Source organism: Brevundimonas vesicularis (genome assembly GCF_014204545.1).
GTDB classification, from domain to species: Bacteria; Pseudomonadota; Alphaproteobacteria; order Caulobacterales; family Caulobacteraceae; genus Brevundimonas; species Brevundimonas vesicularis_B.
The window spans coordinates 1,029,412-1,053,303 of the sequence record NZ_JACHLJ010000001.1 but is presented as its reverse complement, the minus strand read 5'-3'; the positions used below and the strand labels follow the sequence as shown (position 1 = coordinate 1,053,303).

Below are 23,892 nucleotides of genomic sequence, written 5' to 3'. Positions count from 1 at the left end.
TTCACAGGGCGATCCTGAGCGAGGCGCGGACGCTGCGCGGGGCACCAGGGTAGATCCACAGGGCGCTGTAGGAGCTGGCGGCGTAACGCTCGTCGAACAGGTTGTCGACCTCGACGCGGGCGGTGACCTGGGGCGTCAGGCCATAGTCCAGCGCCGCCTTGGCCTTCCAATAGGCGGGCAGTTCGGGCGCGCCGAGCGCCAGGCCGCCGGCCCGGTCGCCGACGTAGGCCGCGCCGGTCATGAATGACCAGGTCGTGCCGTGGATAGTGGGGAAGCGACCGATCACGAACAGCGAGCCCGAATGTTCTGGCACGTTCAGCACGGCGTCGGTGGCGAAGGCGCTGTCGTCGGCCTTGGCGTCGGTCCAACCGTAGTTGGCGACCACCTGCCAGGCGTCGTCGATCTTCAGGGCGCCGTCCAGCTCGATCCCGCGCGTCGTCAGCTTGCCGACCGGGGCCAGGAAGTTGGGATCGACGGGATCGGTCGTCAGAATGTTCGACTTCTCGATGTCGAAGACGGTGGCGGCGAGGTCCAGTCCGTCCCAGGCGCCGGCCAGGCCGATCTCATAGCCCTTGCCGTCCTCGGGCGCGAAGCCGGAGCCGTCGCGACCCGTGCCGGAGTTCAGCACGAACGACTGACCATAGCTGGCGTGGGCGGTCAGGTTGTCGGTCAGGCGATAGCGGGCGGCGAGGCGGTATTTCAGGGGTGTGTCACTGGCCTCGCCGACAGCGCCGGTGCGGTTGTTTCGGATGGTCTGGTCATAGTCGTCGAACCGCAGCCCGGCCAGCAGGCTGAGGCGGTCGTTCACCTCCCACAAATCCTGGGCGTACAGGGTGACGACGTCGCGCGTTTCCAGATTGTCGGTGAAGGGCAGGGGTGTCGGCGGCGTGACCGCGCCATAGACGGGATTGAAGACATTGATCGGATAGGGATTGGCCGCAGTCGGATTGATGCGCAGCCACTTCTCCCCATAGGTCAGCTGATAGGCCTTTACCCCGAAACCGAGATTGTGAACGCCCAGCCCTGTCTCGACCACGCCGTTCAGCTCCAGCCGGGCCGACAGGTCCTCGACCGAGAAGTCGCGTCCGCGACGCTGGCGCCACAGCTGCTCGCCGACCAGGCGCGACTGATCGCTGGACAGGCCCTTCAGAGAGCCGCCGCGCCAGGCGACGCCGCCGTTCAGGCTCCAGTCGTCATTGATCCGGTATTCGCCGGTGATCTGGTGCCGTTCGTTGCGGAAGCGGGTCACGCCGTCGCCGGGCTCGCCGTAGTAGTTCGAGGGCGGCAGGAACAGGGCGTCGCCGTTGATCGCCGGCATCCCCCGGTCAAAGAGGGTCGTGAAGGTCGTGAACTCGCCCACATAGGTCAGGCGCAGAGCATCGTTGGGACGCCAGGTCAGGGACGGCGCCACGACGGTGCGGTCCAGGCCGACATAGTCACGCCAGCCGTTCGAGGTCTCGCCCGCCACCACAAGCCGTCCGGCCAGGGTGTCGTTGATCGGGCCGGTCAGGTCCAGTTCGCCACGACGCAGGCCGAACGATCCCACCGTGGCGGTGAAGGCGGCGGCGGGCGCAAAGCGCGGGGTCTTGGAGACGATATTGATGCGTCCGGCCGGGTCGATGTCGCCGAACAAAGCGCCGGACGGCCCTTTCAGCACCTCGATCCGCTCGGACGTCGCCGGGTCGCGAGGCGGGGCCATGCCGCGATTGGCCAGAAAGCCGTCGACGTAATATTCGGCGCCGCCGTCGGGCGTGCCCAGAAAGCCGCGGATGGCGAAGTTGTCCATGACGCCGCCGCGATTGTTCTGCTGGCTGACGCCGCTGACCAGTTCCAGCGCATCGGCCATGCGCGTCGCGCCCACGGCCTTGATCAGGTCGTTCTCGATGGAGCGGCTGGACGGCGACATGGCCTCGGTGATCGATCCCGCGCCCAGGGTCAGGTCACGCGGCGCCGAGCGGCGGCCCAGAACGACGATCTCCCCCACCGTTTCAGGCTCGACCGCCTCGACAGCGACAGGGGCGGGGGCGTTGGCGGCGACCAGCAGGCACGCGCTGGCGCAGCCCAGAAGGAGGGACAAGGCAGGCTCCATTTGAAATGTTATACCGTATCGGCTATCCGCTTCCGCCTGATGATGTCAACCGCTGCAACGCTTGTTCCCGCCTCCGTTTCGTCGACTGCCGCGCCAAGCCGTGCGGTCGGTCGCATCCGATCCATCGACGCCCTGCGCGGGCTTGTGATCCTGCTGATGCTGGTCGATCACGCCCGCGAATCGTTCTTCATCCACGCCCAGGTCTCAGACCCGATGAACCTGGAGACGACCTCGCCCGCCCTGTTCTTCACGCGGCTGTCGGCCCATCTGTGCGCGCCCATCTTCCTGGCGCTGACGGGGATGGGGGCGTGGTTGTATGGGAACAAACAGGCCCAGGGCGCAAACGGCGCCAAGTCGGCGTCCGACTTCCTATGGAAGCGCGGCTTGTTTCTGGTTGTTCTGGAACTGACGGTCGTCGGTTTCGGCTGGAGCTTCTCGTTCACGCCGCAGATCATCTATCTGCAGGTCATCTGGGCCATCGGCCTGTCGATGATCGCCCTTGCGGCCCTGGTTCATCTGCCTCGTCCGGCGCTGATCGTCGTGGGACTGGTGATCGTGCTGGGGCACAATCTGCTGGATCCGATCACCGTCGCGGCGGGCCAGCCGGGCCATGCGCTGTGGGCGGTGCTGCATGATCGCAGTCTGATGGACCTGCCATGGGGCGGGCAGGTGCGAACCTCCTATCCGCTGTTGCCGTGGATCGGGGTGGCGGCGCTGGGTTACGCCATCGGGCCGTGGTTCGTGGGCGAGCAGAGGACGCGGTTGCGGCGGCTGGTGCTGCTGGGGGTGGGCGCGCTGGCGCTGTTCGTCGTGTTGCGGACGAGCAATGTCTATGGCGATCCGACGCCCTGGACCGTGCAGGCGACGCCGATCCAGACGGTGATGAGCGTGCTGAACCTGACCAAATATCCGCCGTCGGCCGACTTCCTGCTGCTGACGCTGGGTATCGGGGCGCTGGTTTTGGCGGGGCTGGAGAAGGCGCCGGATCGGCTGGTCGGGCTGTTGGCCGTGTTCGGCGCGGCGCCGTTGTTCTTCTACATCCTGCACATCTATGCGCTGCACCTGTTGAATCTGGCGGCCCTGACCGCCTTCGGTCCCAATCAGGGCGATGAGTTCGCGGCGCCGGGCGTGGCCTGGCTATGGGGACTGGCGGCTGTGCTCGCCGTGCCGTGCTGGTTCGCCTGCCGATGGTTCGCCGGCGTGAAGCGGCGCAGTTCGCACTGGTGGATGCGTTACCTCTGAAATGGGGAAAATGTGCATCGCCGGTTTCCCTGAACCGCCGATGTCTCTAGGGTCCGCCGCCAACGTCCAGACCATGAGGCCCCCCGTGAAAGACACCGACCTGAAGCGCATCGAGGCGCACCTCAAGCGCACCTTCAACACCGGCGGCATCATCGTGAAGGCCCGCCCCAAGCAGAATGACTCGGCCGAGGTCTATGTCGGCGACGAGTTCATCGGCATCGTCTTCGAGGACGAGGACGAGGAAGGCTCGTTCATGTTCGAAATGGCGATCCTGGCCGAAGACCTTCCGGCCTAAACGCCGACCGATCCGACCGCCCGGTGTGAATGCGCCGGGCGGTTTTCGCTTGGGCCGACCTGTTCAGCGATACGGGCCGGTCAGCGCGTAGGGGCCGCGCGCTCGAGGCCATACAGCGCCTCGACGATGTCTTCGGCCTTCTGCTGGACCAGTTGCTGGGCGTCGTGGACACCGCGATTGTAGAAGGCGCCGCCGATCTCCTTCCCGATGAAGTCCAGCAGCATCTCGGCCGGAAGCGGGCCGAGTTCCTGATCCAGTTCTCGGGCGAAGTAGTCGCGCAGTTTGGCGGTGATCGCTGCGCGTTCTTCCCTGGAGAATTCGATCGGCGTCATGCGACTTCGGCGAGGGCTTCTTCGGCGGCGACCCAGGCGGCTTCGGCGGCGGCCAGATCGGCCTCGGTCTTGGCGCGGGCGCGGGTCAGGCCTTCCAGGGCCTTGGGATTGCTGACCGAGGCGGTTGCCATGTCGTCGTCGATGCGAGCGATCTCGGCCGTCAGGCGGGTCATCGTCTCCTCCGCCTTCTTGACCGCGTGGCGCAGGGTCGAGGGCGAGGGGCCGGATTTCTTGTCGTTCTTGCGGTTCTTGTTGTTTTGGGCCGGGGCGGCGGCGGCCTCTTCCTTCTTGATCTGGCTGGGCTTGGCGATGGCCTGTTTGGCGCGGTCGAGGACGAACTTGGCGTAGTCGTCCATGTCGCCGTCAAAGGGTTTCACCGTGCCGTCGGCGGCCAGCCACAGGCGATCCGCCACCATCTCCATCAGCGAGCGGTCGTGGGTTATCAGGATGACGGCTCCGCTGTAGTCGTTCAGCGCGTCCAGCAGGGCGCGACGGCTGTCGATGTCCAGGTGGTTCGTCGGTTCGTCCAGGATCAGGACGTGGGGCGCATCCATGGCCACCATATTCAGCAGCAGACGCGCGCGTTCGCCGCCCGACAGGCTGTCCACCGTGGTCTCCTGCTTCTCATAGCCCAGGCCGAATTGGGCCAGCTTGGAGCGGCGGGCGCTTTCGGGTGCGTCCGGCATGGCGCGGCGGATGATTTCCAGCGGCGTGTCGGTGGGGTCCATGGCCTCGATCTGATGCTGGTGGAACCAGCCCACGCGCATCTTCCGGTCGCGGTGCAGTTCGCCCTCGGACACGTCCAGGGCGCCGGCGATCATCTTGGCGAAGGTCGACTTGCCGGCGCCATTGACGCCCAGCAGGCCGATCCGGTCGTCCAGGTCCATGCGCAGGTTCAGATTGCGCAGGATCGGCTTGCCCGGCTCATAGCCGACGTTGGCCCGCTCCAGCCGGATCAGCGGCGGCGCCAACGGGCGCGGCGGCGAGGGCAGGGTGAAGGGGGCGACGCGCTCCTCGATCGTGGTGGCGACGGGCTGCATCTTCTCCAGCCGCTTCATGCGCGACTGGGCCTGAGCGGCCTTGGAGGCCTTGGCCTTGAAGCGATCGACGAAGGCCTGAAGGTGGGCGCGCTCGGCGTCCTGCTTGGCCTTGGCCGACAGTTGCAGACGGGCCTTTTCGGCGCGAGCCTTTTCGAAGGCGTCGTAGTTGCCCGTGTAGAGCGTCAGGGTGTGGTTCGCGAGGTGTAGGATGTGGGTGCAGACCTCGTTCAGCATCTCGCGGTCGTGGGAGATGATCAGGGCGGTGTGCGGGTATTTCTTCAGCCGCGCCTCAAGCCACAGCGCGCCTTCCAGGTCGAGGTAGTTGGTCGGTTCGTCCAGCAGCAGCATGTCCGGCTCGGCGAACAGGGCGGCGGCCAGGGCCACGCGCATCCGCCAGCCGCCCGAGAACTCCGACATCGGCCGGGCCTGGTTTTCCTGGTCGAAGCCAAGGCCGACGAGGATTTCGGCCGCGCGCGCGGGCGCGGCGTCGGCGTCGATCTCAATCAGGCGCGACCAGATCTCGCCCATCTCTTCCGGTTCGGCCGTTTCCAGCCGGCCGAGAAGGGTGTGGCGTTCGACGTCGGCCTCAAGGATGGTGTCGATGACGCTGACGGGGGTCGCCGGATGCTCCTGATCCACCGAGCCGATACGGGCGGTCTTGGGCAGGCTGATCTCGTCGCCGGCGGCGTGAAGCTCGCCCAGGATCAGCTTGAACAGGGTCGACTTGCCGATGCCGTTGCGGCCGACCAGACCGACCTTGGAGCCGGGCGGCAAGCTGACGGAGGCGTCCACGAGAAACTTGCGGCCCCAGGCGTTGAAGGTCAGGTCGGTGATCTGGAGCATTGCGGCGAAGGTTCTTCGATTGGTCGGCGTCCCTCAATCGGCAGGTCGCCATGCGGCGTGCGTCAGGGATGCAAAAAGGGACGGTTGGAAACGCGGGAGGTGGTCGCTATAAGCCCGCGACACTCAATCTCCCAACAAGAAGTCAATTCCCATGACCGAACGTACCTTCTCGATCATCAAGCCCGACGCCACGCGCCGCAACCTGACCGGCGCGATCAACGCCGTGATCGAAGGCGCCGGCCTGCGCATCGTGGCCCAGCGCCGCGTCAAGCTGACGACCGAACAAGCCAAGAAATTCTACGAAGTGCACGCCGAGCGCCCGTTCTACGGCGAGCTGGTCGAGCAGATGACGGCCGAGCCGGTCGTCGTTCAGGTGCTGGAAGGCGACAACGCCGTCGCCGCCTATCGCGAAGTCATGGGCGCCACCAACCCGGAACAGGCCGCCGAAGGCACCATCCGCAAGCAGTTCGCCCTGTCGATCGGTGAAAACTCGGTCCACGGTTCGGACAGCCAGGACAACGCGAAGATCGAGATCGCCCAGTTCTTCACCGACGACCAGATCGTCGGCTAAGCATTTTAGGCGAGCCTATGCGTGGATACTGATCCCCGCATAGCGTTACTATATGGGCCCGCGTCCGGAACCGGACGCGGGCCCTGTCGTTTGGTGGTCATTATATCGTTCGTCTCCCGGAGAAGACCCATGAAGACCATGATCAAACTGGCCCCCGTCATCGGCGTCGTGGCCCTGCTGGCCGCCTGCGGCCAGACGATGGAACAACGCGCCGCCACCGGCGCCCTGGGCGGCGCTGTCGCCGGTCAGGTCCTCGGCGGCAACACGGGTTCGACCGTGGCCGGCGCCGCTATCGGCGCTGTCGGCGGCGCGGCGACCACGCCCCGCTAAATCAGTCTAGGTCTTTCGGGCGAAAGCCCGGATGACAAAAAGGCCCGGAGCGTTCGCTCCGGGCCTTTTCTACGTTCGACGTCCGGCGCCCTTACCAGATGCGGGCGCGGGCCTCGGGCGCAATATATTCCTTCTGGTCCGGCGAGACGCCGAAGGCCGCATACCAGGCGTCGATATTGCGCGGCGAGGTCGCAGCGCGCACCGGGCCGGGCGAGTGCGGATCGGTGGTCAACTGTTCCTTCAGCGCCGCCTCTCGCGACTTCTCGCGCCAGACCTGCGCCCAGCCCAGGAAGACGCGCTGATCGCCCGTCAGCCCGTCGATGACCGGCGCCGGCTGGCCGTTCAGAGACTTGTGATAGGCGTCCAGGGCCAGCAGCAGGCCGCCCAGGTCGGCGATGTTCTCGCCCATCGTCAGGTCGCCGTTGACGTGCACGCCGGGGATCGGCTCCAGCTTGTCATAGATGTCGCCCAGCACCTTGGCGCGCGCCTCGAAGCGGGCGGCGTCCTCCGGCGTCCACCAGTCGCGCAGCACGCCGTCGCCGTCGGACTTGCGGCCCTGATCGTCGAAGCCGTGGGTGATTTCGTGGCCGATGACCGCGCCGATGCCGCCGTAGTTGACGGCCGGGTCCGCGTTCGGATCGAAGAATGGCGCCTGCAGGATGGCGGCCGGGAAGACGATCTCGTTGCGCGGCGGGTTGTAGTAGGCGTTCACCGTCTGGGGCGTCATGCCCCATTCCAGCGGATCGACCGGCTTGCCGATCTTGCCGCGCTTGTAGGCCCATTCGAAGGCCGAGGAGCGTTCGACGTTGCCGTACAGGTCGTCGGCCTTCAGCTCCAGGCCGTCATACGAGCGCCACTTGTCGGGATAGCCGATCTTCACCCCGAACTTGGACATCTTGTACAGGGCCTGCTCGCGCGTGGGCTCGCTCATCCAGTCCAGGGTCTTCAGCCGCTCGGTCATGGCGTCGCGGATGTTGCCGACCAGGGCTTCCATCTGGGCCTTGGACGAGGCGGGGAAATGCAGGCGGACGTATTCCTGAGCGAGGACCTCGCCCAGCTGGCCGTCGACCAGGGCAACGCCCCGGTTCCAACGCGGACGGTTCTCGGGCTGCCCACGGAGCGTCTTGCCGCGGAAGTCGAAGCGGGCGTCGACGAAGGCCTTGGACAGATAGGGGCTGGCCTGATCGACGACGTTGAACGCCTGCCAGGCCTTCAGCGTCTCGATGGGGGTGTCGGCGAACACCTGGGCGATGGCGGGGATGGCGGTGTTTTCCATCAGCACCAAGGTGTCGACGTCCGACACCTGGGCGCCGGCCAGGAAGCCGGCCCAGTCGAAGCCGGGAGCCAGGGTCGCCAGGTCCGAGGCCTTGGCCGGGTTGTACAGCTTGTCGATCTGGCGACGCTCGACCGTCGTCCACTGCTTGTCGGCGACCTTGGTTTCGAAGGCGAGGATGTCGGCGGCGGTCTTGGCCGGATCGGCCCAGCCGATGGCGGTCAGGGTGGTCGTCAGATAGGCCAGATAGGCCTCGCGCTGGGCGGCGAAGTCGGGCTTCAGATAGTAGTCGCGGTCCGGCAGGCCCAGCGATCCCTGACCCAGATAGGCCGAGTTCAGATTGGGGTTCTTCAGGTCCTCGAACACGTCGATGCCGAACAGGGAGCCGCCGAAGCCTGAATGGCTCTCGCCCATCTGGCGCGCCATGCCGGCGTGGTCGGTGACCGCCTTGACGGCGGCGAGGTCGGCGGCCAGCGGCGTTGCGCCCAGCTGCTCGATCTTCGCCTCGTCCATGAAGCTGGCGTACAGGGCGCCGACCTTGCGGGCGTTCTCGTTGGCGGGATTGGCGGCGCTGGTCTCGATGATCGACTTCAGCTGGGACTGGGCGTTCTCATACAGGACGTCGAACGGGCCGAAGCGCGACTTGTCGGCGGGAATCTCGGTCGTGCGCAGATAGGCGCCGTTGGCGTATTCGTTGAAGTCGTCGCCGGGCTTCACCGAGGTGTCGCGACCGGCCAGATCAAAGCCCCAGGCGCCGAAGGGGCTGTGGGCCGCGCCGGCCATGCCGTGCGAGTGCTGGGCCGAAGCGTCCTGGGCCGAGGCCGCGCCGCCGGTAAGAGCGACGACGATACAGGCCGAGCAGGCGGCCATCAGACGAATGCGTGTCATGGATAGAGAGGGTCCCGATTGAGGTCGGGCGCACCATTGCGCCGGTGCGGCGGTCTGTCGCATGACGTTTTTGTAATCTTGGGGCCGGGATTGTCGTGGGTGGGTGTCCAGGCCCCCTCAAGCCGTCATCCTAGGCCTTGTGCCTAGGATCCATACGCTCGGTGTTCGAAGGCGGCGCACGCTGCATATCCACCGGGATTCTGGATCCTAGGCACAAGGCCTAGGATGACGAACGGGGTGGGGGCTTTAGCCCTGTTCCAAACCCAAGCAGAAGTCGCTCAGCACCTGCGGATAGAGCCCGTGCTCCGCCGTCTTGACCCGTTCGGCCAGGGCTTCCGGCGTATCGCCCTGAACGATCGGCACGCGCGCCTGGCCCAGGATCGGGCCTTCGTCTACGCCTTCGGTGACCAGATGCACGGTGCATCCCGCCTCGGCGTCGCCGGCGGCGATGGCGCGGGCGTGGGTGTCCAAGCCGGGATAAAGGGGCAGCAGGCTGGGGTGGATGTTCAGCATCCGCTCGCGCCAGCCGCCGACCAGCCAGGGCGTCAGAACACGCATATAGCCGGCCAGCGCTACGACCTCGACGCCGGCGTCGCGCAGGACGGCGTCCACCGCCCGCTCATGCGCCTCACGGTCCTTGCCGAACGGTTTGTGCGCCACGGTCGCCGTCGCCACGCCCTTGGCCGCCGCAATCGCCAGACCGCCCGCGCCCTCGACGTTCGACAGCACCAGCACGACCTCATAGCCGCTGTCCGGCGTCTGACTGGCGTCGATCAGAGCCGCCATGTTGGAGCCCGCGCCCGAGATCAGGACGGCGACGCGCGTCGTCACGAGATCAGGCCGCTTCCAGTTGTCCGCAGACGAAGGCGACTTCGCCGGCGTTGAGCAGGGCGGCCAGCACCGGCTCAGCGTTCTCGGGCGAGACGATCAGGATGAAGCCGACGCCGCAGTTGAAGGTGCGGCGCATCTCGTGGTCGCTGATGCCGCCGGTCTCCGCCAGCCAATGGAAGACGGCGGGCATGGGCCAGGCGTTCCAGTCGAATCGGGCCTGCAGACCCTCGGCGATGCAGCGAGGCGGGTTTTCGATCAACCCGCCGCCGGTGATGTGGGCCGCGCCCTTGACCAGGCCCGCCTTCATGATCGGCAGGACCGGCTTCACATAGATGCGGGTCGGCTCCATCAGGGCCTGGGCCAGCGAGCGGTCCTTGGCGAAGGGGGCGTCGTCGCCCCAGGCCAGGCCGGACTTCTCGACCACCTTGCGGACCAGCGAATAGCCGTTCGAGTGCGGGCCGGTGGAGGCCAGGCCGATGATCACGTCGCCGGCCGCCTGGCGATCCAGATAGGGCAGGGCGTGGCCGCGCTCGACGGCGCCCAGGCTGAAGCCGGCCAGATCGTAGTCGCCCTCGGTGTACATGCCCGGCATTTCGGCCGTCTCGCCGCCGACCAGGGCGCAGCCGGCCTGACGACAGCCCTCGGCGATGCCGGCGACGACGCGGCGGGCGGCGTCGATCTCAAGCCGGCCGGTCGCGTAATAGTCGAGGAACAGCAGGGGCTCGGCGCCCTGGGCCAACAGGTCGTTGACGCACATGGCGACCAGATCGACGCCGACGCCGTCGTGACGGCCGGTCTCGATGGCGATCTTCAGCTTGGTGCCGACGCCGTCGGTGGTGGTGACGATCAGCGGGTCCTGGAAGCCGGCGGCCTTCAGGTCGAACAGGGCGCCGAATCCGCCCAGCGAGGGTTCCGATCCGGGGCGCGCCGTCGATTTCGCCAGCGGCTTGATATGTTCGACCAGCATTTCGCCCGCGTCGATGTCCACGCCTGCATCGGCGTAGGTCAGACCGTTTTCGAGAGGCTTTTGGGTGTCGCTCATGGGATCTCGGGCCTGAATCGGGGCGGAAATGCAGCGCGGCTCTTGCCACAGGTAGGATGCGCGGGGCTATAGCATCGGAATGACGCCGATCACCACCACCGAGGCGCTGGCCGATTTCTGCGCCCGCGTAGCCACAGCTCCCTTCATCACGGTCGACACCGAGTTCATGCGGGAAACGACCTATTGGCCGAAGCTCTGCCTGATCCAGGCGGCATCGGCCGATCACGCCGCGATCATCGACCCGATGGCGGAGGGGCTGGATCTGGAGCCGTTCCTGAATTTGTTGCGCGACGAGAAGATCGTGAAGGTCTTCCACGCCTGTCGCCAAGACGTGGAAATCTTCGTGCGCCTGGGGGCCATGCCCAAGCCCATGTTCGACACCCAGGTCGCGGCCATGGCGGCGGGCTTCGGCGAACAGGTCGCCTATGATTCGCTGGTGCGGCAGATGTTGCGCATCGAGGTGGACAAGGGCAGCCGCTTCACCGACTGGGCGCGCCGGCCGTTGTCGGAGAACCAACTGGTGTATGCGCTTGGCGACGTGACCCATCTTGCGGCGCTGTATCCCAAGCTGCGCGACCGGCTGCAGAAGGAAGGCCGGCTGGGGTGGGTGATGTCGGAGATGGAGAGCCTGACCGATCCGGCCCTCTACGACACCAATCCGGAAAACGCCTGGAAGCGGCTGAAGCCCAAGAAGTTCTCGGCCAAATATCTGGCGGCGTTCAAGGCCGTCGCCGTCTGGCGCGAGCGGGCGGCGCAGGAGCGCGACCAGCCGCGCGGCCGCATCCTGAAGGACGAGGGCATCGACGAGATCGCCCAGCAGACGCCGACGGATGTCGAGGCCTTCAATCGCCTGCGCTCGGTGCCGAAGGGTTTCGGCGGTTCACGGCTGGGGCTGGAACTGGCCGAGGAGCTGAAACGGGTTCTGGCCGATCCTGAAGCCTTTGCGCCCGAGATGGAGCGCCCCGCCCACCGCCAGCCGGCCCCGCCGTCGGTGGTGGAACTGTTGAAGGTGCTGCTGAAGGCCAAGAGCGACAACGCCGGCGTGGCCTCCAAGCTGATCGCGACCGTGTCGGACCTGGAAAAGATCGCCATCAGCGACGACGCGGACATCGACGCCATGAAGGGCTGGCGCCGCCAGATCTTCGGCGAGGATGCGCTGAAGCTGAAGCGCGGCGAGATCGCCCTGGTGCTGAATGGCGCGCGGGTGGAAGTCGTCGAGATCGAGTAGGGAAAACGTCTCCTCCTCATGCAATGGGGAGGGGGACCGCGAAGCGGTGGAGGGGCTCTTGAAGTTTCACAGCCGCCTGCGACGCGTGAAAGACCCCTCCGTCACGGCGCAGAAGACGCGCCGCGCCACCTCCCCACAGAGTGGGGAGGAGACTTCGGAATCAAATCTTCAGCCCCAGGTCCATCGCCTCGGCGAGGGCCTTGGCGCGCTTCTTGGTCTGTTCGCCCAAGAGGACGTCGGCGTAGCCTTCGGTCGCGGTCAGACGCAGGTCGCCGCCTTTGACCTTGGCGGTGGCGTTGGCCAGTAGCTGGGGTGAGCGACCGGACAGATCGCAGGCCAGACGAATAGCCAGGCCGATGGCGCGGGCGCGTTTGGCGGCGGCGGCGTCGAGCAGGCGGTCGATGACCTCGGGCTGCGGGGTGGCGGGGGCGCCGCCGTAGCGGGCGTTCATCGCGCTGGCCAAAAAGGCGCGCTCCGTGTGGCTGATGCCCGCGACGGGCGCGCGCAGCACCTGGTCGAAGACAAGCTCCAGCCTGTGATCCGGGTGCAGCCGCGCGCCCAGGTCCGCCAGACGGCAGGCGGCGCTGACCAGCACGGCGTCGCGTTTCTCGCCGAACACCTCGGGCAGGGCGGCGACGATTTCGGAAATCCAGCCGTTGAGCGCGCCGGGCAGGGCGGGAGCCACGCCCTGGCGACCGCCCAGGGCGGTGCAGCCGGCCAGCAGCGGATCGGCCGTGCGCGTCGCCTCGTCCAGCGTCTCGAAAAGCAGGCCCTCGCGCACGCCCCAGGCCGACATCTCGATCTGTTTGAGACCGAGATGTTTGATCAACGCCTCAAGCACCAGTCCGGCGTAAGGCAGGGTCTCGGCGCGTTTCTTCGACACGCCGGGCAGTTTGGCCAGGCTGGCTGCCGACTGTTGCGCCACCAGACGCGCGGTCTCCAGCGCCTCATCGGCCGACATCTGATACTGATGCACGACCTTCAGCGGATAGGATTTCAAGTCCATCTGGACCTGGGCCAGGGTGCGCCAGGCGCCGCCCACGGCGTAGAGGCGCTCGCTCTTGAACTGGGCTGCGACCGGTTTCAGGGCCTGATCGATACGGGCCTTGATGCGCTCGGCGTCGAAGGCCTTGCCGTCAGCCAGAGCAAACGGACCCAGCGGCAGTGTCAGGCCGTTCTCGACGCCGTCTCCGTTCAGCCGGGTCAGCTCAAGACTGGCGCCGCCCATGTCGGCCGAGACGCCGTGGGCCAGGGGGGCGCCAGCCAAAACGCCCATGGCCGCATATTTGGCCTCTTCCTCACCCGACAGGACGCGGATCTGGAGGCCGGTTTCGGCGGCGACCCGCTCGCAGAACTCCGGCCCGTCCAGGGCTTCGCGCACGGCGGCGGTGGCGGCGATCAGGGTCGCGTCAGGCCGCACGCCTTCCAGCACGGCGGCGAAACGGCGCAGCGCCGTCATCGCCATGACCACGCCATCGGGCGACAGCTTGCGTGTCGTCGGCAGGTCGCGGCCCAGGCCGGCCAGAACCTTCTCATTATAGACGGTCCAGATCGCGCGGCCTTCCAGCCGGTACAGGACCAGTCGAACCGAGTTTGAACCGATGTCGATCGCGGCGATGTCGCGGTCGGTAAGCGTGATGTCGGGCATCAGCGGCCTGGACGCTCGTAGCGCAGGACGGCGGGCAGGCTCTTGGCCTTGCGGCCGCGCCCGGACAGGCTGGGGTTTGTCATGAAGTATTTGTGCGCCGAGAAGGGCCGCTCAGGATCGGCGGGGGTGACGCGTGTATAGCGCCCTTCGGCGTCCAGCACCCAGCTTTGTGCGTCGTCCTTCAGATTGGCGACCATGATCTGGTCCAGCACCTGATCGTGGACGGTGGCGTTGCGGATCGGCGTCATCAGCTCAACACGGCGATCAAGGTTGCGCGTCATCCAGTCGGCTGAGGAGATGAAAACCTTGGCCTTGTCATGCGGAAGGTCCTTGCCGTTGGCGAAACAGACGATGCGACTGTGTTCCAGGAAGCGGCCGACGATCGACTTGACGCGGATGTTCTCGGACAGGCCTGGCACGCCCGGACGCAGGCAGCAGATGCCGCGCACCACCAGGTCGATCCGCACGCCCCATTGGCTGGCCCGGTACAGGGCGTCGATGATCTCGGGGTCCACCAGCGAGTTCAGCTTGACCCAGATGGCGGCGGGCTTGCCCATGGCGGCGGCCGACATCTCCTTGCCGATCAGTTCGACCAGCGTGGACTTCATGTTCAGCGGCGACACGATCAGCGCCTCCAGATGGTCCGGCGTCGCATAGCCCGTGATGTAGTTGAACACCTTGGTCGCATCGCGCCCCAGCACGGGGTCGCAGCTGAACAGCGACAGGTCGGTGTAAACCTTGGCCGTCACCGGGTGATAGTTGCCGGTGCCGAAGTGGCAATAGGTCTTCAGCCCGTCGCCCTCGCGCCGGACCACGACACTGACCTTGGCGTGTGTCTTGTATTCGACGAAGCCGAAGACGACGTGGACGCCGGCCCGCTCCATCGCCCGCGCCCAGCGCAGATTGGCCTCTTCGTCGAAGCGGGCCTTCAGTTCGACCAGGGCGGTGACGTTCTTGCCGTTCTCGGCCGCCTCGATCAGGGCGGCGACGATGGGGCTGTCCTTGGAGGTGCGGTACAGCGTCTGTTTGATGGCGATGACGTTGGGATCGCGTGCGGCCTGTCGCAGGAACTGAACCACCACGTCGAAGCTCTCGAACGGGTGGTGGATCAGCAGATCCTTTTCGCGAATGGCCGCGAAGACGTCGCCGCCATTGTCGCGGACGCGTTCGGGATAGCGCGGCTCATAGCCCTTAAACTTCAGGTCCGGATGGCCGCCGGGGATCAGGTCCGACAGCTGGGCCAGACCCAACATGCCGTCGACCAGAACCACGTCCTGGGGCGCGGCCTCCAGCTCGCCGACGATGAAGGTGCGCAGGTCGGACGGCATGGACGCCTCGATCTTGACCCGCACGACCGAGCCCAGACGACGCTGCTTCAGCGCCTCCTCGAACTCCAGCACCAGGTCTTCGGCCTCTTCCTCGATTTCGATGTCCGAGTCGCGGATCAGGCGTAGCACGCCCTTTTCCTGAACCTCGCAGCCGGGGAACAGGTGGTCGATGAACAATAACAGCACGTTTTCCAGCGTGATGAACCGCTTGTGCCCTGGCGTGGAGCGGCCGTCGGTCGGCAGTTCCCAGAACCGGCGCACCTGGGTCGGCACCGGCACCAGGGCATAGAAGGTCTTGGTCTCGCCCTTGCGCTTCAGCTTCAGCGCCAGAGAGAAGCCCAGGTTGGGCAGGAAGGGGAAGGGGTGGGCCGGGTCGATGGCGAGCGGCGTCAGGACGGCGAAGAGCTGGTTCAGGAACTCGGGTTCCAGACGCTCGCGCTCGGTCTTGGTGATCTTCTGGCGATCGACGATCTCGATGCCGGCGACCGTCAGCTCCTTCTTCAGCTGGCGCCAGCGCAACTGCTGTTCGGCCATCAGCTCGCCGGCTGCGATGTTGATCCGCTCCAGCTGTTCGGCGGGCGTCAGGCCGTCGGCGGACAGGACGCGCAGCCGTTCGCGCAACTGACCCTTCAGACCGGCGACGCGCGTCATGAAGAACTCGTCCAGGTTATTGGCCGAGATGGACAGGAACCGCAGCCGCTCCAGCAGCGGGTGGTTGGGGTTGGCCGCTTCTTCCAGCACGCGTTCGTTGAACGCCAGCCACGAGGTTTCGCGATTGAAGAACCGGCTGGGCGAGGCCATCAGCTCTTCGCTCAGCGCCAGTTGAGGGGCGCGAGAGGCGGGAACCTCTTCGCCTCGGGTGTCGTCATGGATCGCGGCGTCGGTCATGAACCGGTTCTCGCGCGCGTGTGTGACGGCCGCAAGCGGGCGCCGAGAAAATGTCGCGGGTCAGTCGGCGGCGGCGTCCATGGCGTCCAGCACCTGACGCGCCAGGACGCGCGTCACGGGGCGGTGGAGGGCGTCCAGACGTTCGACCACGGCGGCGGCGGTCTCGGCCGAGCGGTCCAGGCGGCGCACCAGATAGTCGATCACGTCGTCGGATGGGATGATGCTGCGCTCGGCGAAGCGGGCGCGCAGGATGGCCGACAGGACCGCGTCGTCGGGCGCGACGATGGCGACGGCGCGCACGGCGTCCAGCCGCGAACGCAGATCGGGCAGATCGACCGACCACTGACGGGGAGCCGAGCGGGACACCAGCAGCAGGGCGCCGCCGCCGGAGTTGGCCAGGTTGATCAGATGAAACAGGCTTTCGTCGTCGGCGTCGGCCGCGCGGTCCAGCAGGACCGGCCGGCCTTCCAGCTCCAGCGGATCGATCAGCGCGGCCTCGGCGCCGTTCAGGGGCACGGCGCCGATCCGTTCGGCCCAGTCGGCGGCGAGGCGGCTCTTGCCCGATCCAGGGGGGCCGTGAAGCGCCAGCACCGCGCCCACGCCGTCGGGCCAGCGGGCCAGAACGCGCACAGCCTCGGCATTGCTGTCGGACGTCACGAAGGCCTCGCCCGCAACCGGCCGCTCCAGCGGCAGACGCAGCTGTTCGGTCGTCGTCGGGGGCAGGGCGCTCAGCGCGGACATGGGCCTGTCATAGCAGAGGCCGGCGTTAACCGCGTCAGGCCCGCGCTGTTGGTTGCGGGGAGCGAACCGCGCCCCTGTGGATGAAATCAGGCGAATTCGGCCAAGGCGGGGTTCAGCTTGCCGGCCTTGAACTCCGTCACCGTGTAATCGGCCAGGCCGTGAACCTGGAACGGATCGTCCTTCAGCAGGGTCTCCAGCTCTTGCTTGGTTCCGCCGCTGCGGACCACCAGAATGCCGCCGGTGCGCGGAACCATCGGCCCGGCGGCGATGATCAGGCCGCTGGCGACATGCTGATCCAGCCACGCGCGATGCTCGACCGTCCGCGCCTCGATGGCTTCGATGGGCTGGGTGTAGGTGATGGTGACGATGAACATGGCGGCCTCGGGCGGATGGAAGCGTCAGATATCATGCGCGACGGCAGGCTTTGCAACGGCTGAAACCTTGACTTTCCGGGGCGATGATGCGCCCTACGCCGCTTCGATTTCGGGCGCCGACGGCGTCGGATTCCACCGCCCAGAGACTCCAGACGGTTCGTTTCATGCACGCCTATCGCTCTCACACCTGCGGCGCCCTGCGCGCCTCCGACGCCGGTTCCGCTGTTCGCCTGTCGGGCTGGGTTCACCGCAAGCGCGACCACGGCGGCCTGCTGTTCATCGACCTGCGCGACCACTACGGCCTGACGCAGCTGGTTCTGCACCCCGAGACGCCGGGCTTCGCCGCCGTCGAACGTCTGCGTGCCGAGAGCGTGATCAAGGTCGATGGCGAGGTGGTCGCCCGCGACGCCTCGGTGGTGAACGCCAATCTGCCCACGGGCGAAGTCGAGGTGCGCGTCCAAGGCGTCGAGGTGCTGTCGGAAGCCGCCGAATTGCCGATGCCGGTCTTTGGGGATCAGGAGTATCCCGAGGATATCCGCCTGGCCAACCGCTTCCTCGATCTGCGCCGCGAGCGTCTGCACAAGAACATCGTGCTGCGCTCCAAGGTGATTTCCTCGATCCGTCGTCGCATGGTCGATCAGGGCTTCCTTGAGTATCAGACGCCCATCCTGACGGCCTCGTCGCCGGAAGGCGCGCGCGACTTCCTGGTGCCGTCGCGACTGCACCCGGGCAAGTTCTACGCGCTGCCCCAGGCGCCGCAGCAGTTCAAACAGCTGCTGATGGTGTCGGGCTTTGACCGCTATTTCCAGATCGCGCCGTGCTTCCGTGACGAAGACCTGCGCGCCGACCGGTCGCTCGAATTCTACCAGCTCGACGTCGAGATGAGCTTCGTGACGCAGGAAGACGTCTTCGCCGCCATCGAGCCGCTGATGCACGGCGTGTTCGAGGAGTTCGGCGAGGGCAAGCCGGTCTCGGCCATCGACGGAACCCACGTCTTCACCAACGATTTCGGCGAGACGTTCGAACACAAGGGTTTCGAGCGCCTGACCTACGCCCAGTCGATGGCTTGGTACGGTTCGGACAAGCCGGACCTGCGCAACCCGATCAAGATGCAGGTGGTGTCGGATCACTTCCGCGACGGCGGGTTCGGCCTGTTCGCCAAGATCCTGGGCGCCGACGACAAGAACGCCGTCTGGGCCATCCCGGCGCCGACCGGCGGCAGCCGCGCCTTCTGCGACCGCATGAACTCTTGGGCGCAGGGCGAGGGCCAGCCGGGCCTGGGCTATATCTTCTGGTCCGAGGACCAGGGCGCCTGGGGCGGCCCGATCGCCAAGAACCTGGGTCAGGAACCGACCGAGGCCCTGATGTCGTCGCTGGGCTTGGGCCAGGGCGACGCCGCCTTCTTCGTCGCCGGCCTGCCTGCGACCTTCGCCAAGTTCGCCGGCCTGGCCCGCACCCGCGTGGGCGCCGAGCTGAAGCTGGTGGACGAAGACCAGTTTAAGTTCTGCTGGATCGTCGACTTCCCTATGTTCGAATGGTCGGAAGAGGAGAAGAAGGTCGACTTCAGCCACAACCCCTTCTCCATGCCGCAGGGCGGGCTGGAGGCCCTGGAGAACCAGGATCCGCTGACCATCCGCGCCTATCAGTACGACATCGTCTGCAACGGCTATGAGCTGTGCTCGGGCGCGATCCGGAACCACAAGGCCGAGATCATGCTGAAGGCGTTTTCCATCGCCGGCTACGACGCCTCGGTGGTCGAGGAGCAGTTCGGCGGCATGCTGAACGCCTTCCGCTTCGGCGCCCCGCCGCACGGCGGCCTGGCCCCCGGCATCGACCGCATCGTCATGCTGCTGGCCGGCGAGACGGCCATCCGCGAGGTCATTGCCTTCCCGCTGAACCAGCAGGGCGAGGATCTGCTGATGAATGCTCCGACCGAGGCCGAGGAGCGCCAGCTGAAGGATGTCCACATTCGCACAGCGCTGCCGATCAAGGTCTGATCGGCGAGGTCTGATCACAGATGAAGAAGGGGGACGCTTCGCGTCCCCCTTTTTTGCGCTCGCGCCCAGGGCGAGCACGATTGCCTGCAACCGCAAACCGGGATTTACGTTCGGATCGGACGTTAATCTTTCGGTAACCAAATGCGACGCGCCATTCGACTGGGTATCTTCATCGGCACCGTGCTGGGCATGAGCGCTTGTGCGACCCAGTATGACGCCAATGGTCGGCCGGTTTCGGGCGCTTACGGCTCGGTCGAAGCCGGGCGGACGGGCTGAGCGCAAAGGAAAACGTGGCGTTGGTCGCGATCCTGCCCTACTGTAGCGCTGCGGACGCCGTCTGTTGCGCCGCGTCGGTCCCCAAAACCCCCTAGATGTTACTCATCGCTATTGCTGTCGTTCTGCTCCTGGTGGTGCTCAACGGCTTGTTCGCCATGACTGAATTGGCGGTCGTCTCCTCGCGGAAATCCAAACTACAGGCGAGGGCGGAACGGGGCGACCGGGGGGCCAGGGCGGCGCTGAAACTGTCGGAAGAACCGACTCAGTTCCTGTCCGCGGTTCAGGTGGGCATCACCCTGATCGGCATTTTGGCGGGCGCCTATGGTCAGGCGACCATCGCGGGCGAGCTGGATCGCATTCTGGAAGTCGCCTTCCCGGCCCTGGCTCAATATACCGAATTCTTCGCCACGGCCCTGGTGGTCGTGTGCATCACCTATGTCTCGCTGATCATCGGCGAACTGGTGCCCAAGCGCCTGGCGTTGATCTTCCCCGAGACGGTGGCGTCCAAGATGGCCGGGCCGATCTCCAAGCTGGCGATCGTGCTGAAGCCGTTCGTCCTGCTGCTGACCGCCTCGACCTCGGGCATTCTGAAGCTGCTGGGCGTCAAGGATCGCGATGGCTCGGACGTAACCCAGGAAGAGGTGGCGACCATCTTGGCCGAAGGCACCTCGGCCGGCCTGATCGAGCCCGAAGAGCAGGTGATGATCGAGGAAATCCTGCGCCTGGGCGACCGTCCGGTGCGGGTGGCCATGACGCCGCGCCACGACGTGTTCTGGATCGCGCTGGACGACCCCGAAGAGATGCTGCGCGAAGAGATTCGCACCTGCCCCTATTCGCGGATCGTGGTGGCGCGCGAGAGCGACGTCGATAATCCGCTGGGCGTGGTTCACAAGAAGGATCTGCTGGACAGCTTGCTGACCAACGGCAAGTTCGACATCGAACCGCTGGTCGCCGAGCCGGCCTTCATTCCTCAGTCGACCTCGGTGTTGAAGGCGCTGGAGATCCTGAAGGGCTCGCGTGTCCACATGGCCTTCATCGTCGACGAGTACGGCGCCTTTGAAGGCGTGGTGACGGCGACCGACATTCTGGAAATGATCGCCGGCGATTTCAACGAGGGCCATGACGAAGAGCAGGCCTGGATCCATCAGCGCGCCGACGGCAGCTGGCTTGTCGACGGTCAGACGGACCTGGACGAACTGGCTGACAAGCTGGGCGAGGACTTTGGCGAGCATGAAGGCTTCCACACCGTCGCCGGCCTGATTCTGCACCAGATCTCGCGCGTCCCGGACGAGGGCGAAGTGCTGCAGGTCGGCCGATTCGAGGTCGAGGTCGTGGATATGGACGACCGCCGCATCGACAAGCTGATCTTCAAGGAACTGGTGAAGGCTCAGGACGAGCGGGACGCCATCGCCGCGCATCTGGAAGACTGATCGCAAGTGTCACATCGCCCTTGAAATGGCGGGCGGTGTCGGGCATACGCCCCCCTCTGGCGAACGCACGGACCTTTCGGGTTTGCGCGGTTGTCTAGGAGTTTAGCTCAGCTGGTAGAGCACCGGTCTCCAAAACCGGGGGTCGTGGGTTCGAGTCCCCCAACTCCTGCCAATCCCCCCTGTCGCTTCCGGATGGGACTTCCCATCTGGGGCGACAGGAACAATTGTGTGAAGAGCAACTGATGGCCAAGGCCAAAACTCCCGGCAAGCGGCCTCAAGGCAGCGCGAAGCCCCAGATGGGCGCCAAGCCTCAGGCGGCCGGCGCCGCCGCCATCACGGTCGATTCGCCCGAGCCCAAGAAGCCCCGCACCAGCCCTGGCCAGTTCCTGAGCCAGGTGCGCGCCGAAGGCCGCAAGATCGTCTGGCCCAGCCGCAAGGAGACCTGGATCACCTCGGTGATGGTCTTCATCATGGTCATCATCGCCTCGATCTTCTTCTGGATCGTGGACACCGGCCTAGGCTACGCCTTCCGCTACATCATCGCTCTCGGATCCTGAGAAAGACGCGCCCATGACCGATGCAGCGCCCGCAAAGCCCGCCAATCCGCGCCACAAGTGGTACATCGTCAACGCCTACTCGAACTTCGAGAAGAAGGTCGCCGAGCAGCTGCGTGATCAGGCCAAGCAACAAGGCCTGGAAGACGCCTTCTCCGAAATCCTGGTTCCGACCGAGGACGTCGTCGAGATCCGTCGCGGCCGCAAGGTGAACTCGGAACGCAAGTTCTTCCCCGGCTATGTCCTGGTGAAGATGGAAATGACCGACCAGGCCTATCACCTGGTCAAGAACACGCCGAAGGTCACAGGCTTCCTGGGCGCCGCGGGCGGAACCAAGCCGCTGCCGGTCTCCGAGCGTGAAGTTCAGAACATCATCGGCGCGGTGGAAGAGGGCGTCGAGCGTCCCAAGCCCACCATCCGCTTCGACATCGGCGAGAAGGTCAAGGTCATCGACGGCCCGTTCGCCAGCTTCGACGGTTCGGTCGAGAGCGTGGACGAGGAACACGCCCGCCTGCGCGTCGCCGTGTCCATCTTCGGTCGCGCCACGCCGGTCGAACTGGAATACGCCCAGGTGGAGAAGGTCGCGGGCTGAGGCTCACGCACCTGTCGAGATTTAAGCCGCGTCCGAAAGGGCGCGGCTTTTTCGTTTCTGCGGCGAGGGCGGTGCGTTGCGTTGCCTTTCCATCCCCCCTCTGTTACACGCGCGCCTTCGCTCGGCGGGCCTTCGGTTCGTGGAGCGTCAAATCCGTGGGAGGCAGCCATGCCGCACCACGGCTCACCGGCCCTGCGTTCGCGCCGGGTCATTCATAGGAGAGACCAATGGCCAAGAAGATTCTCGGCTATATCAAGCTGCAAGTGCCGGCCGGTTCGGCCACGCCTTCGCCCCCGATCGGCCCGGCTCTGGGTCAGCGCGGCGTGAACATCATGGGCTTCTGCAAGGAGTTCAACGCGCGCACCGAGAAGGAAGCCAAGGGCACCCCGCTTCCGACCGTGATCACCGTCTATCAGGACAAGTCGTTCACCTTCATCACCAAGACGCCGCCGGCGACCTGGTACCTGAAGCAGGCCACGGGCCTGAAATCGGGTTCGAAGCTGGTCGGCCGTGAAGTCGCCGGCAAGATCACGCAGGCGCAACTGCGCGAGATCGCCGAAAAGAAGATGAAGGATCTGAACGCCAACGACATCGACGCGGCGGCCAAGATCATCGAAGGCTCCGCCCGCGCGATGGGCCTCGAAGTGGTGGAGGGCTAAACGATGGCCAAGCAAACCAAGGCCTTCAAGGCCCGCACCGGCGTGACCCAAGACCTGCTGCCGTTCTCCGACGCCATCAAGCTGGCCAAGGAAAACGCCAAGGCCAAGTTCGACGAGTCGCTGGAAATCTCGGTCAACCTGGGTGTCGACCCGCGTCACGCCGACCAACAGGTCCGTGGCGTCGTCAACCTGCCGTCGGGCACCGGCCGTGACGTTCGCGTCGCCGTCTTCGCCAAGGACGCCAAGGCCGCCGAAGCCACCGCAGCCGGAGCCGAACACGTCGGCGCCGAAGATCTGTACGAAAAGATCGCCGGCGGCTTCATGGAGTTCGACCGCGTGATCGCGTCGCCGGACATGATGGCCCTGGTCGGCCGTCTGGGTAAGGTGCTGGGCCCGCGCGGCCTGATGCCGAACCCCAAGGTCGGCACCGTGACCCCGAACGTGGCCCAGGCCGTCAAGGACGCCAAGGGCGGCGCCGTCGAGTTCCGCGTCGAGAAGGCGGGCATCGTCCACGCCGGCATCGGCAAGGTCTCGTTCACCCAGGACGCCCTGGAAGCCAACGTGAAGGCCATCGTGGACGCCCTGGTGCGTTCCAAGCCGTCGGGCGCCAAGGGCACCTATGTGAAGCGCATCAGCCTGTCGTCGACGATGGGCCCGGGCTTCAAGGTCGACCCGGCCTCGCTGGGCGCCTAAGTCGAAAGACAAGCCACACTGAAGAACGGCGGGGAGCGATCCCCGCCGTTTTTTCTTGCCCGGATCAGTAGGCGGCGGTGAAGCGGGCGCGGCTGTGCTTGGGGTTCTCCAGTTCATCGACCATGGCGATGGCGTAGTCGGAGAAGCCGATCTTGCTGTCGCCGTTGGCGTTTACAACCAGTTGGTTGGTCCCGGTGCGATAGCGGCCCAGGCGTGGCGTTTCCTCGATCAGGGCGGCGGGGGAGAAGAAGGTCCAGTCGATTTCGGTCTCCTGACGCAGGTCGTCCAGGAAGGTCAGGCCGCCCTTGGCGATGGGCTTCCATTCGGCCGGGAACTGCGGCGTATCGAACAAGAGGACGCCAGGCGCGACCTCCAGGCTGGCGGCGCCGCCGGTGACGAGCAGGCGCGGGACGCCGGCGGTCTTCAGCGCGCCCAGGATCGTCGCGGCGGGAACATCGAAATGCAGGGCGCTGATGACCGCGTCCGAACCCTTGATCAGGTCGGCGAGCGCGGCGGCGTCCGAGGCGTCGCCGGCGACAGGCGTGACGCCGGTGGCGGTCGGGATCGCTTGCGGCTTGCGGGCGATGGCGGTGACTGTGTGACCGCGCGCGGCCAGCTCCCTGGTGATTTCCGAGCCGGCGCGACCGCTGGCGCCGAGAACTGCGACTTTCATGGAAGGCTCCTTTGGGTATCCAGTGGATACCAGGT

At 66.1% G+C, this 23,892-nt stretch carries 23 protein-coding genes and 1 tRNA gene; 13 read left to right on the top strand and 11 right to left on the bottom strand.

The genetic code is table 11. The features are described 5' to 3' along the window. Position 1: 1 nt before the first annotated feature. Positions 2-2,077: a TonB-dependent siderophore receptor gene (locus HNP47_RS05330; protein WP_184278626.1), complete on the bottom strand. Its 2,076-nt coding sequence runs from the start codon at positions 2,075-2,077 to the stop codon at positions 2-4. A gap of 51 nt (positions 2,078-2,128) precedes the next feature. Between HNP47_RS05330 and HNP47_RS05325 the strand changes: the two genes are divergently transcribed. After that, a complete protein-coding gene (locus HNP47_RS05325; protein ID WP_184278625.1) occupies positions 2,129-3,331 on the top strand; it encodes a DUF1624 domain-containing protein in 1,203 nt (400 codons plus the stop codon). Between the two features lie 85 nt (positions 3,332-3,416). After that, positions 3,417-3,626: a DUF3126 family protein gene (locus HNP47_RS05320; protein WP_017504669.1), complete on the top strand. Its 210-nt coding sequence runs from the start codon at positions 3,417-3,419 to the stop codon at positions 3,624-3,626. A gap of 80 nt (positions 3,627-3,706) precedes the next feature. On the opposite strand, the gene HNP47_RS05315 is transcribed toward HNP47_RS05320, so the two are convergent. Next, a complete protein-coding gene (locus HNP47_RS05315) occupies positions 3,707-3,958 on the bottom strand; it encodes a DUF2164 domain-containing protein (RefSeq protein WP_184278624.1) in 252 nt (83 codons plus the stop codon). Next, positions 3,955-5,841, bottom strand: coding sequence for an ABC-F family ATP-binding cassette domain-containing protein (locus tag HNP47_RS05310; RefSeq protein ID WP_184278623.1), 1,887 nt, complete (start codon positions 5,839-5,841; stop codon positions 3,955-3,957). Before HNP47_RS05310 ends, HNP47_RS05315 begins: the two co-directional genes overlap by 4 nt. A 151-nt stretch (positions 5,842-5,992) precedes the next feature. Between HNP47_RS05310 and ndk the strand changes: the two genes are divergently transcribed. Together ndk and HNP47_RS05300 are read left to right on the top strand one after the other, a co-directional pair. Next, entirely contained in the window at positions 5,993-6,412 is a 420-nt protein-coding gene (gene ndk / locus HNP47_RS05305) for a nucleoside-diphosphate kinase (protein ID WP_017504672.1), read from the top strand. A gap of 129 nt (positions 6,413-6,541) precedes the next feature. Further along, positions 6,542-6,742, top strand: coding sequence for a hypothetical protein (locus tag HNP47_RS05300; RefSeq protein ID WP_184278622.1), 201 nt, complete (start codon positions 6,542-6,544; stop codon positions 6,740-6,742). A 91-nt stretch (positions 6,743-6,833) separates the two neighbouring features. Here HNP47_RS05300 and HNP47_RS05295 read toward each other — a convergent pair whose 3' ends face one another. From HNP47_RS05295 to purM, 3 genes are all read right to left on the bottom strand, one after another. After that, positions 6,834-8,903 carry a M13 family metallopeptidase gene (locus tag HNP47_RS05295; protein WP_184278621.1) on the bottom strand — a complete coding sequence of 690 codons (2,070 nt, stop codon included), beginning with the start codon at positions 8,901-8,903 and terminating at the stop codon, positions 6,834-6,836. 246 nt (positions 8,904-9,149) lie between these two features. After that, on the bottom strand, positions 9,150-9,734 hold the full coding sequence (gene purN / locus HNP47_RS05290) for a phosphoribosylglycinamide formyltransferase (RefSeq protein ID WP_184278620.1): 585 nt from the start codon (positions 9,732-9,734) through the stop codon (positions 9,150-9,152). A 4-nt stretch (positions 9,735-9,738) separates the two neighbouring features. Then, positions 9,739-10,776, bottom strand: a complete 1,038-nt coding sequence (gene purM, locus HNP47_RS05285) for a phosphoribosylformylglycinamidine cyclo-ligase (protein ID WP_184278619.1) — start codon at positions 10,774-10,776, stop codon at positions 9,739-9,741. Between the two features lie 79 nt (positions 10,777-10,855). Here purM and rnd point away from each other — a divergent pair, with 79 nt between their 5' ends. Beyond that, the gene (gene rnd, locus HNP47_RS05280; protein ID WP_184278618.1) at positions 10,856-12,004 is read left to right on the top strand and encodes a ribonuclease D; all 1,149 of its coding nucleotides are present in this window, start codon (positions 10,856-10,858) and stop codon (positions 12,002-12,004) included. 160 nt (positions 12,005-12,164) lie between these two features. On the opposite strand, the gene HNP47_RS05275 is transcribed toward rnd, so the two are convergent. The 4 genes from HNP47_RS05275 to HNP47_RS05260 all read right to left on the bottom strand — a co-directional run bounded on the left by HNP47_RS05275 (position 12,165) and on the right by HNP47_RS05260 (position 16,983). After that, positions 12,165-13,652, bottom strand: a complete 1,488-nt coding sequence (locus HNP47_RS05275; protein WP_184278617.1) for a Ppx/GppA phosphatase family protein — start codon at positions 13,650-13,652, stop codon at positions 12,165-12,167. Then, on the bottom strand, positions 13,652-15,868 hold the full coding sequence (locus tag HNP47_RS05270) for an RNA degradosome polyphosphate kinase (RefSeq protein WP_184278616.1): 2,217 nt from the start codon (positions 15,866-15,868) through the stop codon (positions 13,652-13,654). Before HNP47_RS05270 ends, HNP47_RS05275 begins: the two co-directional genes overlap by 1 nt. 60 nt (positions 15,869-15,928) lie before the next feature. Further along, positions 15,929-16,609, bottom strand: coding sequence for a chromosomal replication initiator DnaA (locus tag HNP47_RS05265; RefSeq protein WP_184278615.1), 681 nt, complete (start codon positions 16,607-16,609; stop codon positions 15,929-15,931). An 86-nt stretch (positions 16,610-16,695) separates the two neighbouring features. Further along, positions 16,696-16,983, bottom strand: coding sequence for a YciI family protein (locus HNP47_RS05260; RefSeq protein WP_066623334.1), 288 nt, complete (start codon positions 16,981-16,983; stop codon positions 16,696-16,698). Positions 16,984-17,147: 164 nt separating this feature from the next. Here HNP47_RS05260 and aspS point away from each other — a divergent pair, with 164 nt between their 5' ends. The 8 genes from aspS (at position 17,148) to rplA (ending at position 23,184) form a co-directional block, all read left to right on the top strand. After that, positions 17,148-18,980 (top strand): aspartate--tRNA ligase, encoded by a 1,833-nt coding sequence (aspS, locus tag HNP47_RS05255; RefSeq protein ID WP_184278614.1) that lies wholly within the window; start codon positions 17,148-17,150, stop codon positions 18,978-18,980. Positions 18,981-19,121: 141 nt separating this feature from the next. Beyond that, the gene (locus tag HNP47_RS16305) at positions 19,122-19,256 is read left to right on the top strand and encodes a hypothetical protein (protein ID WP_255360388.1); all 135 of its coding nucleotides are present in this window, start codon (positions 19,122-19,124) and stop codon (positions 19,254-19,256) included. Positions 19,257-19,351: 95 nt separating this feature from the next. Beyond that, positions 19,352-20,686 (top strand): hemolysin family protein, encoded by a 1,335-nt coding sequence (locus HNP47_RS05250; RefSeq protein WP_153923662.1) that lies wholly within the window; start codon positions 19,352-19,354, stop codon positions 20,684-20,686. Positions 20,687-20,782: 96 nt separating this feature from the next. Continuing rightward, positions 20,783-20,858: transfer RNA gene (locus HNP47_RS05245), tRNA-Trp, on the top strand. Between the two features lie 70 nt (positions 20,859-20,928). Continuing rightward, positions 20,929-21,243: a preprotein translocase subunit SecE gene (gene secE / locus HNP47_RS05240; protein ID WP_017506693.1), complete on the top strand. Its 315-nt coding sequence runs from the start codon at positions 20,929-20,931 to the stop codon at positions 21,241-21,243. Between the two features lie 13 nt (positions 21,244-21,256). Then, the gene (nusG, locus tag HNP47_RS05235; protein ID WP_017506694.1) at positions 21,257-21,832 is read left to right on the top strand and encodes a transcription termination/antitermination protein NusG; all 576 of its coding nucleotides are present in this window, start codon (positions 21,257-21,259) and stop codon (positions 21,830-21,832) included. A gap of 227 nt (positions 21,833-22,059) precedes the next feature. Continuing rightward, the gene (gene rplK, locus HNP47_RS05230; RefSeq protein ID WP_055754816.1) at positions 22,060-22,491 is read left to right on the top strand and encodes a 50S ribosomal protein L11; all 432 of its coding nucleotides are present in this window, start codon (positions 22,060-22,062) and stop codon (positions 22,489-22,491) included. A gap of 3 nt (positions 22,492-22,494) precedes the next feature. Then, the gene (gene rplA / locus HNP47_RS05225) at positions 22,495-23,184 is read left to right on the top strand and encodes a 50S ribosomal protein L1 (protein ID WP_017506695.1); all 690 of its coding nucleotides are present in this window, start codon (positions 22,495-22,497) and stop codon (positions 23,182-23,184) included. Positions 23,185-23,248: 64 nt separating this feature from the next. Here rplA and HNP47_RS05220 read toward each other — a convergent pair whose 3' ends face one another. Further along, complete coding sequence (locus HNP47_RS05220) at positions 23,249-23,857, bottom strand: NAD(P)-dependent oxidoreductase (RefSeq protein WP_184278613.1); 609 nt, start codon at positions 23,855-23,857, stop codon at positions 23,249-23,251. Positions 23,858-23,892 lie beyond the last annotated feature (35 nt).

What these genes read in the sequence shown, in the direction of transcription:
- HNP47_RS05220 (WP_184278613.1), bottom strand. Translation starts at nt 23,857, where the DNA reads ATGAAAGTCGCAGTTCTCGGCGCCAGCGGTCGCGCCGGCTCGGAAATC.
- HNP47_RS05300 (WP_184278622.1), top strand. Translation starts at nt 6,542, where the DNA reads ATGAAGACCATGATCAAACTGGCCCCCGTCATCGGCGTCGTGGCCCTG.
- HNP47_RS05275 (WP_184278617.1), bottom strand. Translation starts at nt 13,652, where the DNA reads ATGCCCGACATCACGCTTACCGACCGCGACATCGCCGCGATCGACATC.
- HNP47_RS05260 (WP_066623334.1), bottom strand. Translation starts at nt 16,983, where the DNA reads ATGTTCATCGTCACCATCACCTACACCCAGCCCATCGAAGCCATCGAG.
- nusG (WP_017506694.1), top strand. Translation starts at nt 21,257, where the DNA reads ATGACCGATGCAGCGCCCGCAAAGCCCGCCAATCCGCGCCACAAGTGG.
- purM (WP_184278619.1), bottom strand. Translation starts at nt 10,776, where the DNA reads ATGAGCGACACCCAAAAGCCTCTCGAAAACGGTCTGACCTACGCCGAT.
- rnd (WP_184278618.1), top strand. Translation starts at nt 10,856, where the DNA reads ATGACGCCGATCACCACCACCGAGGCGCTGGCCGATTTCTGCGCCCGC.
- HNP47_RS05325 (WP_184278625.1), top strand. Translation starts at nt 2,129, where the DNA reads ATGATGTCAACCGCTGCAACGCTTGTTCCCGCCTCCGTTTCGTCGACT.
- HNP47_RS05270 (WP_184278616.1), bottom strand. Translation starts at nt 15,868, where the DNA reads ATGACCGACGCCGCGATCCATGACGACACCCGAGGCGAAGAGGTTCCC.
- ndk (WP_017504672.1), top strand. Translation starts at nt 5,993, where the DNA reads ATGACCGAACGTACCTTCTCGATCATCAAGCCCGACGCCACGCGCCGC.
- HNP47_RS05265 (WP_184278615.1), bottom strand. Translation starts at nt 16,609, where the DNA reads ATGTCCGCGCTGAGCGCCCTGCCCCCGACGACGACCGAACAGCTGCGT.
- HNP47_RS05310 (WP_184278623.1), bottom strand. Translation starts at nt 5,841, where the DNA reads ATGCTCCAGATCACCGACCTGACCTTCAACGCCTGGGGCCGCAAGTTT.
- rplA (WP_017506695.1), top strand. Translation starts at nt 22,495, where the DNA reads ATGGCCAAGCAAACCAAGGCCTTCAAGGCCCGCACCGGCGTGACCCAA.
- aspS (WP_184278614.1), top strand. Translation starts at nt 17,148, where the DNA reads ATGCACGCCTATCGCTCTCACACCTGCGGCGCCCTGCGCGCCTCCGAC.
- HNP47_RS05315 (WP_184278624.1), bottom strand. Translation starts at nt 3,958, where the DNA reads ATGACGCCGATCGAATTCTCCAGGGAAGAACGCGCAGCGATCACCGCC.
- secE (WP_017506693.1), top strand. Translation starts at nt 20,929, where the DNA reads ATGGCCAAGGCCAAAACTCCCGGCAAGCGGCCTCAAGGCAGCGCGAAG.
- HNP47_RS05250 (WP_153923662.1), top strand. Translation starts at nt 19,352, where the DNA reads ATGTTACTCATCGCTATTGCTGTCGTTCTGCTCCTGGTGGTGCTCAAC.
- HNP47_RS05295 (WP_184278621.1), bottom strand. Translation starts at nt 8,903, where the DNA reads ATGACACGCATTCGTCTGATGGCCGCCTGCTCGGCCTGTATCGTCGTC.
- rplK (WP_055754816.1), top strand. Translation starts at nt 22,060, where the DNA reads ATGGCCAAGAAGATTCTCGGCTATATCAAGCTGCAAGTGCCGGCCGGT.
- HNP47_RS16305 (WP_255360388.1), top strand. Translation starts at nt 19,122, where the DNA reads ATGCGACGCGCCATTCGACTGGGTATCTTCATCGGCACCGTGCTGGGC.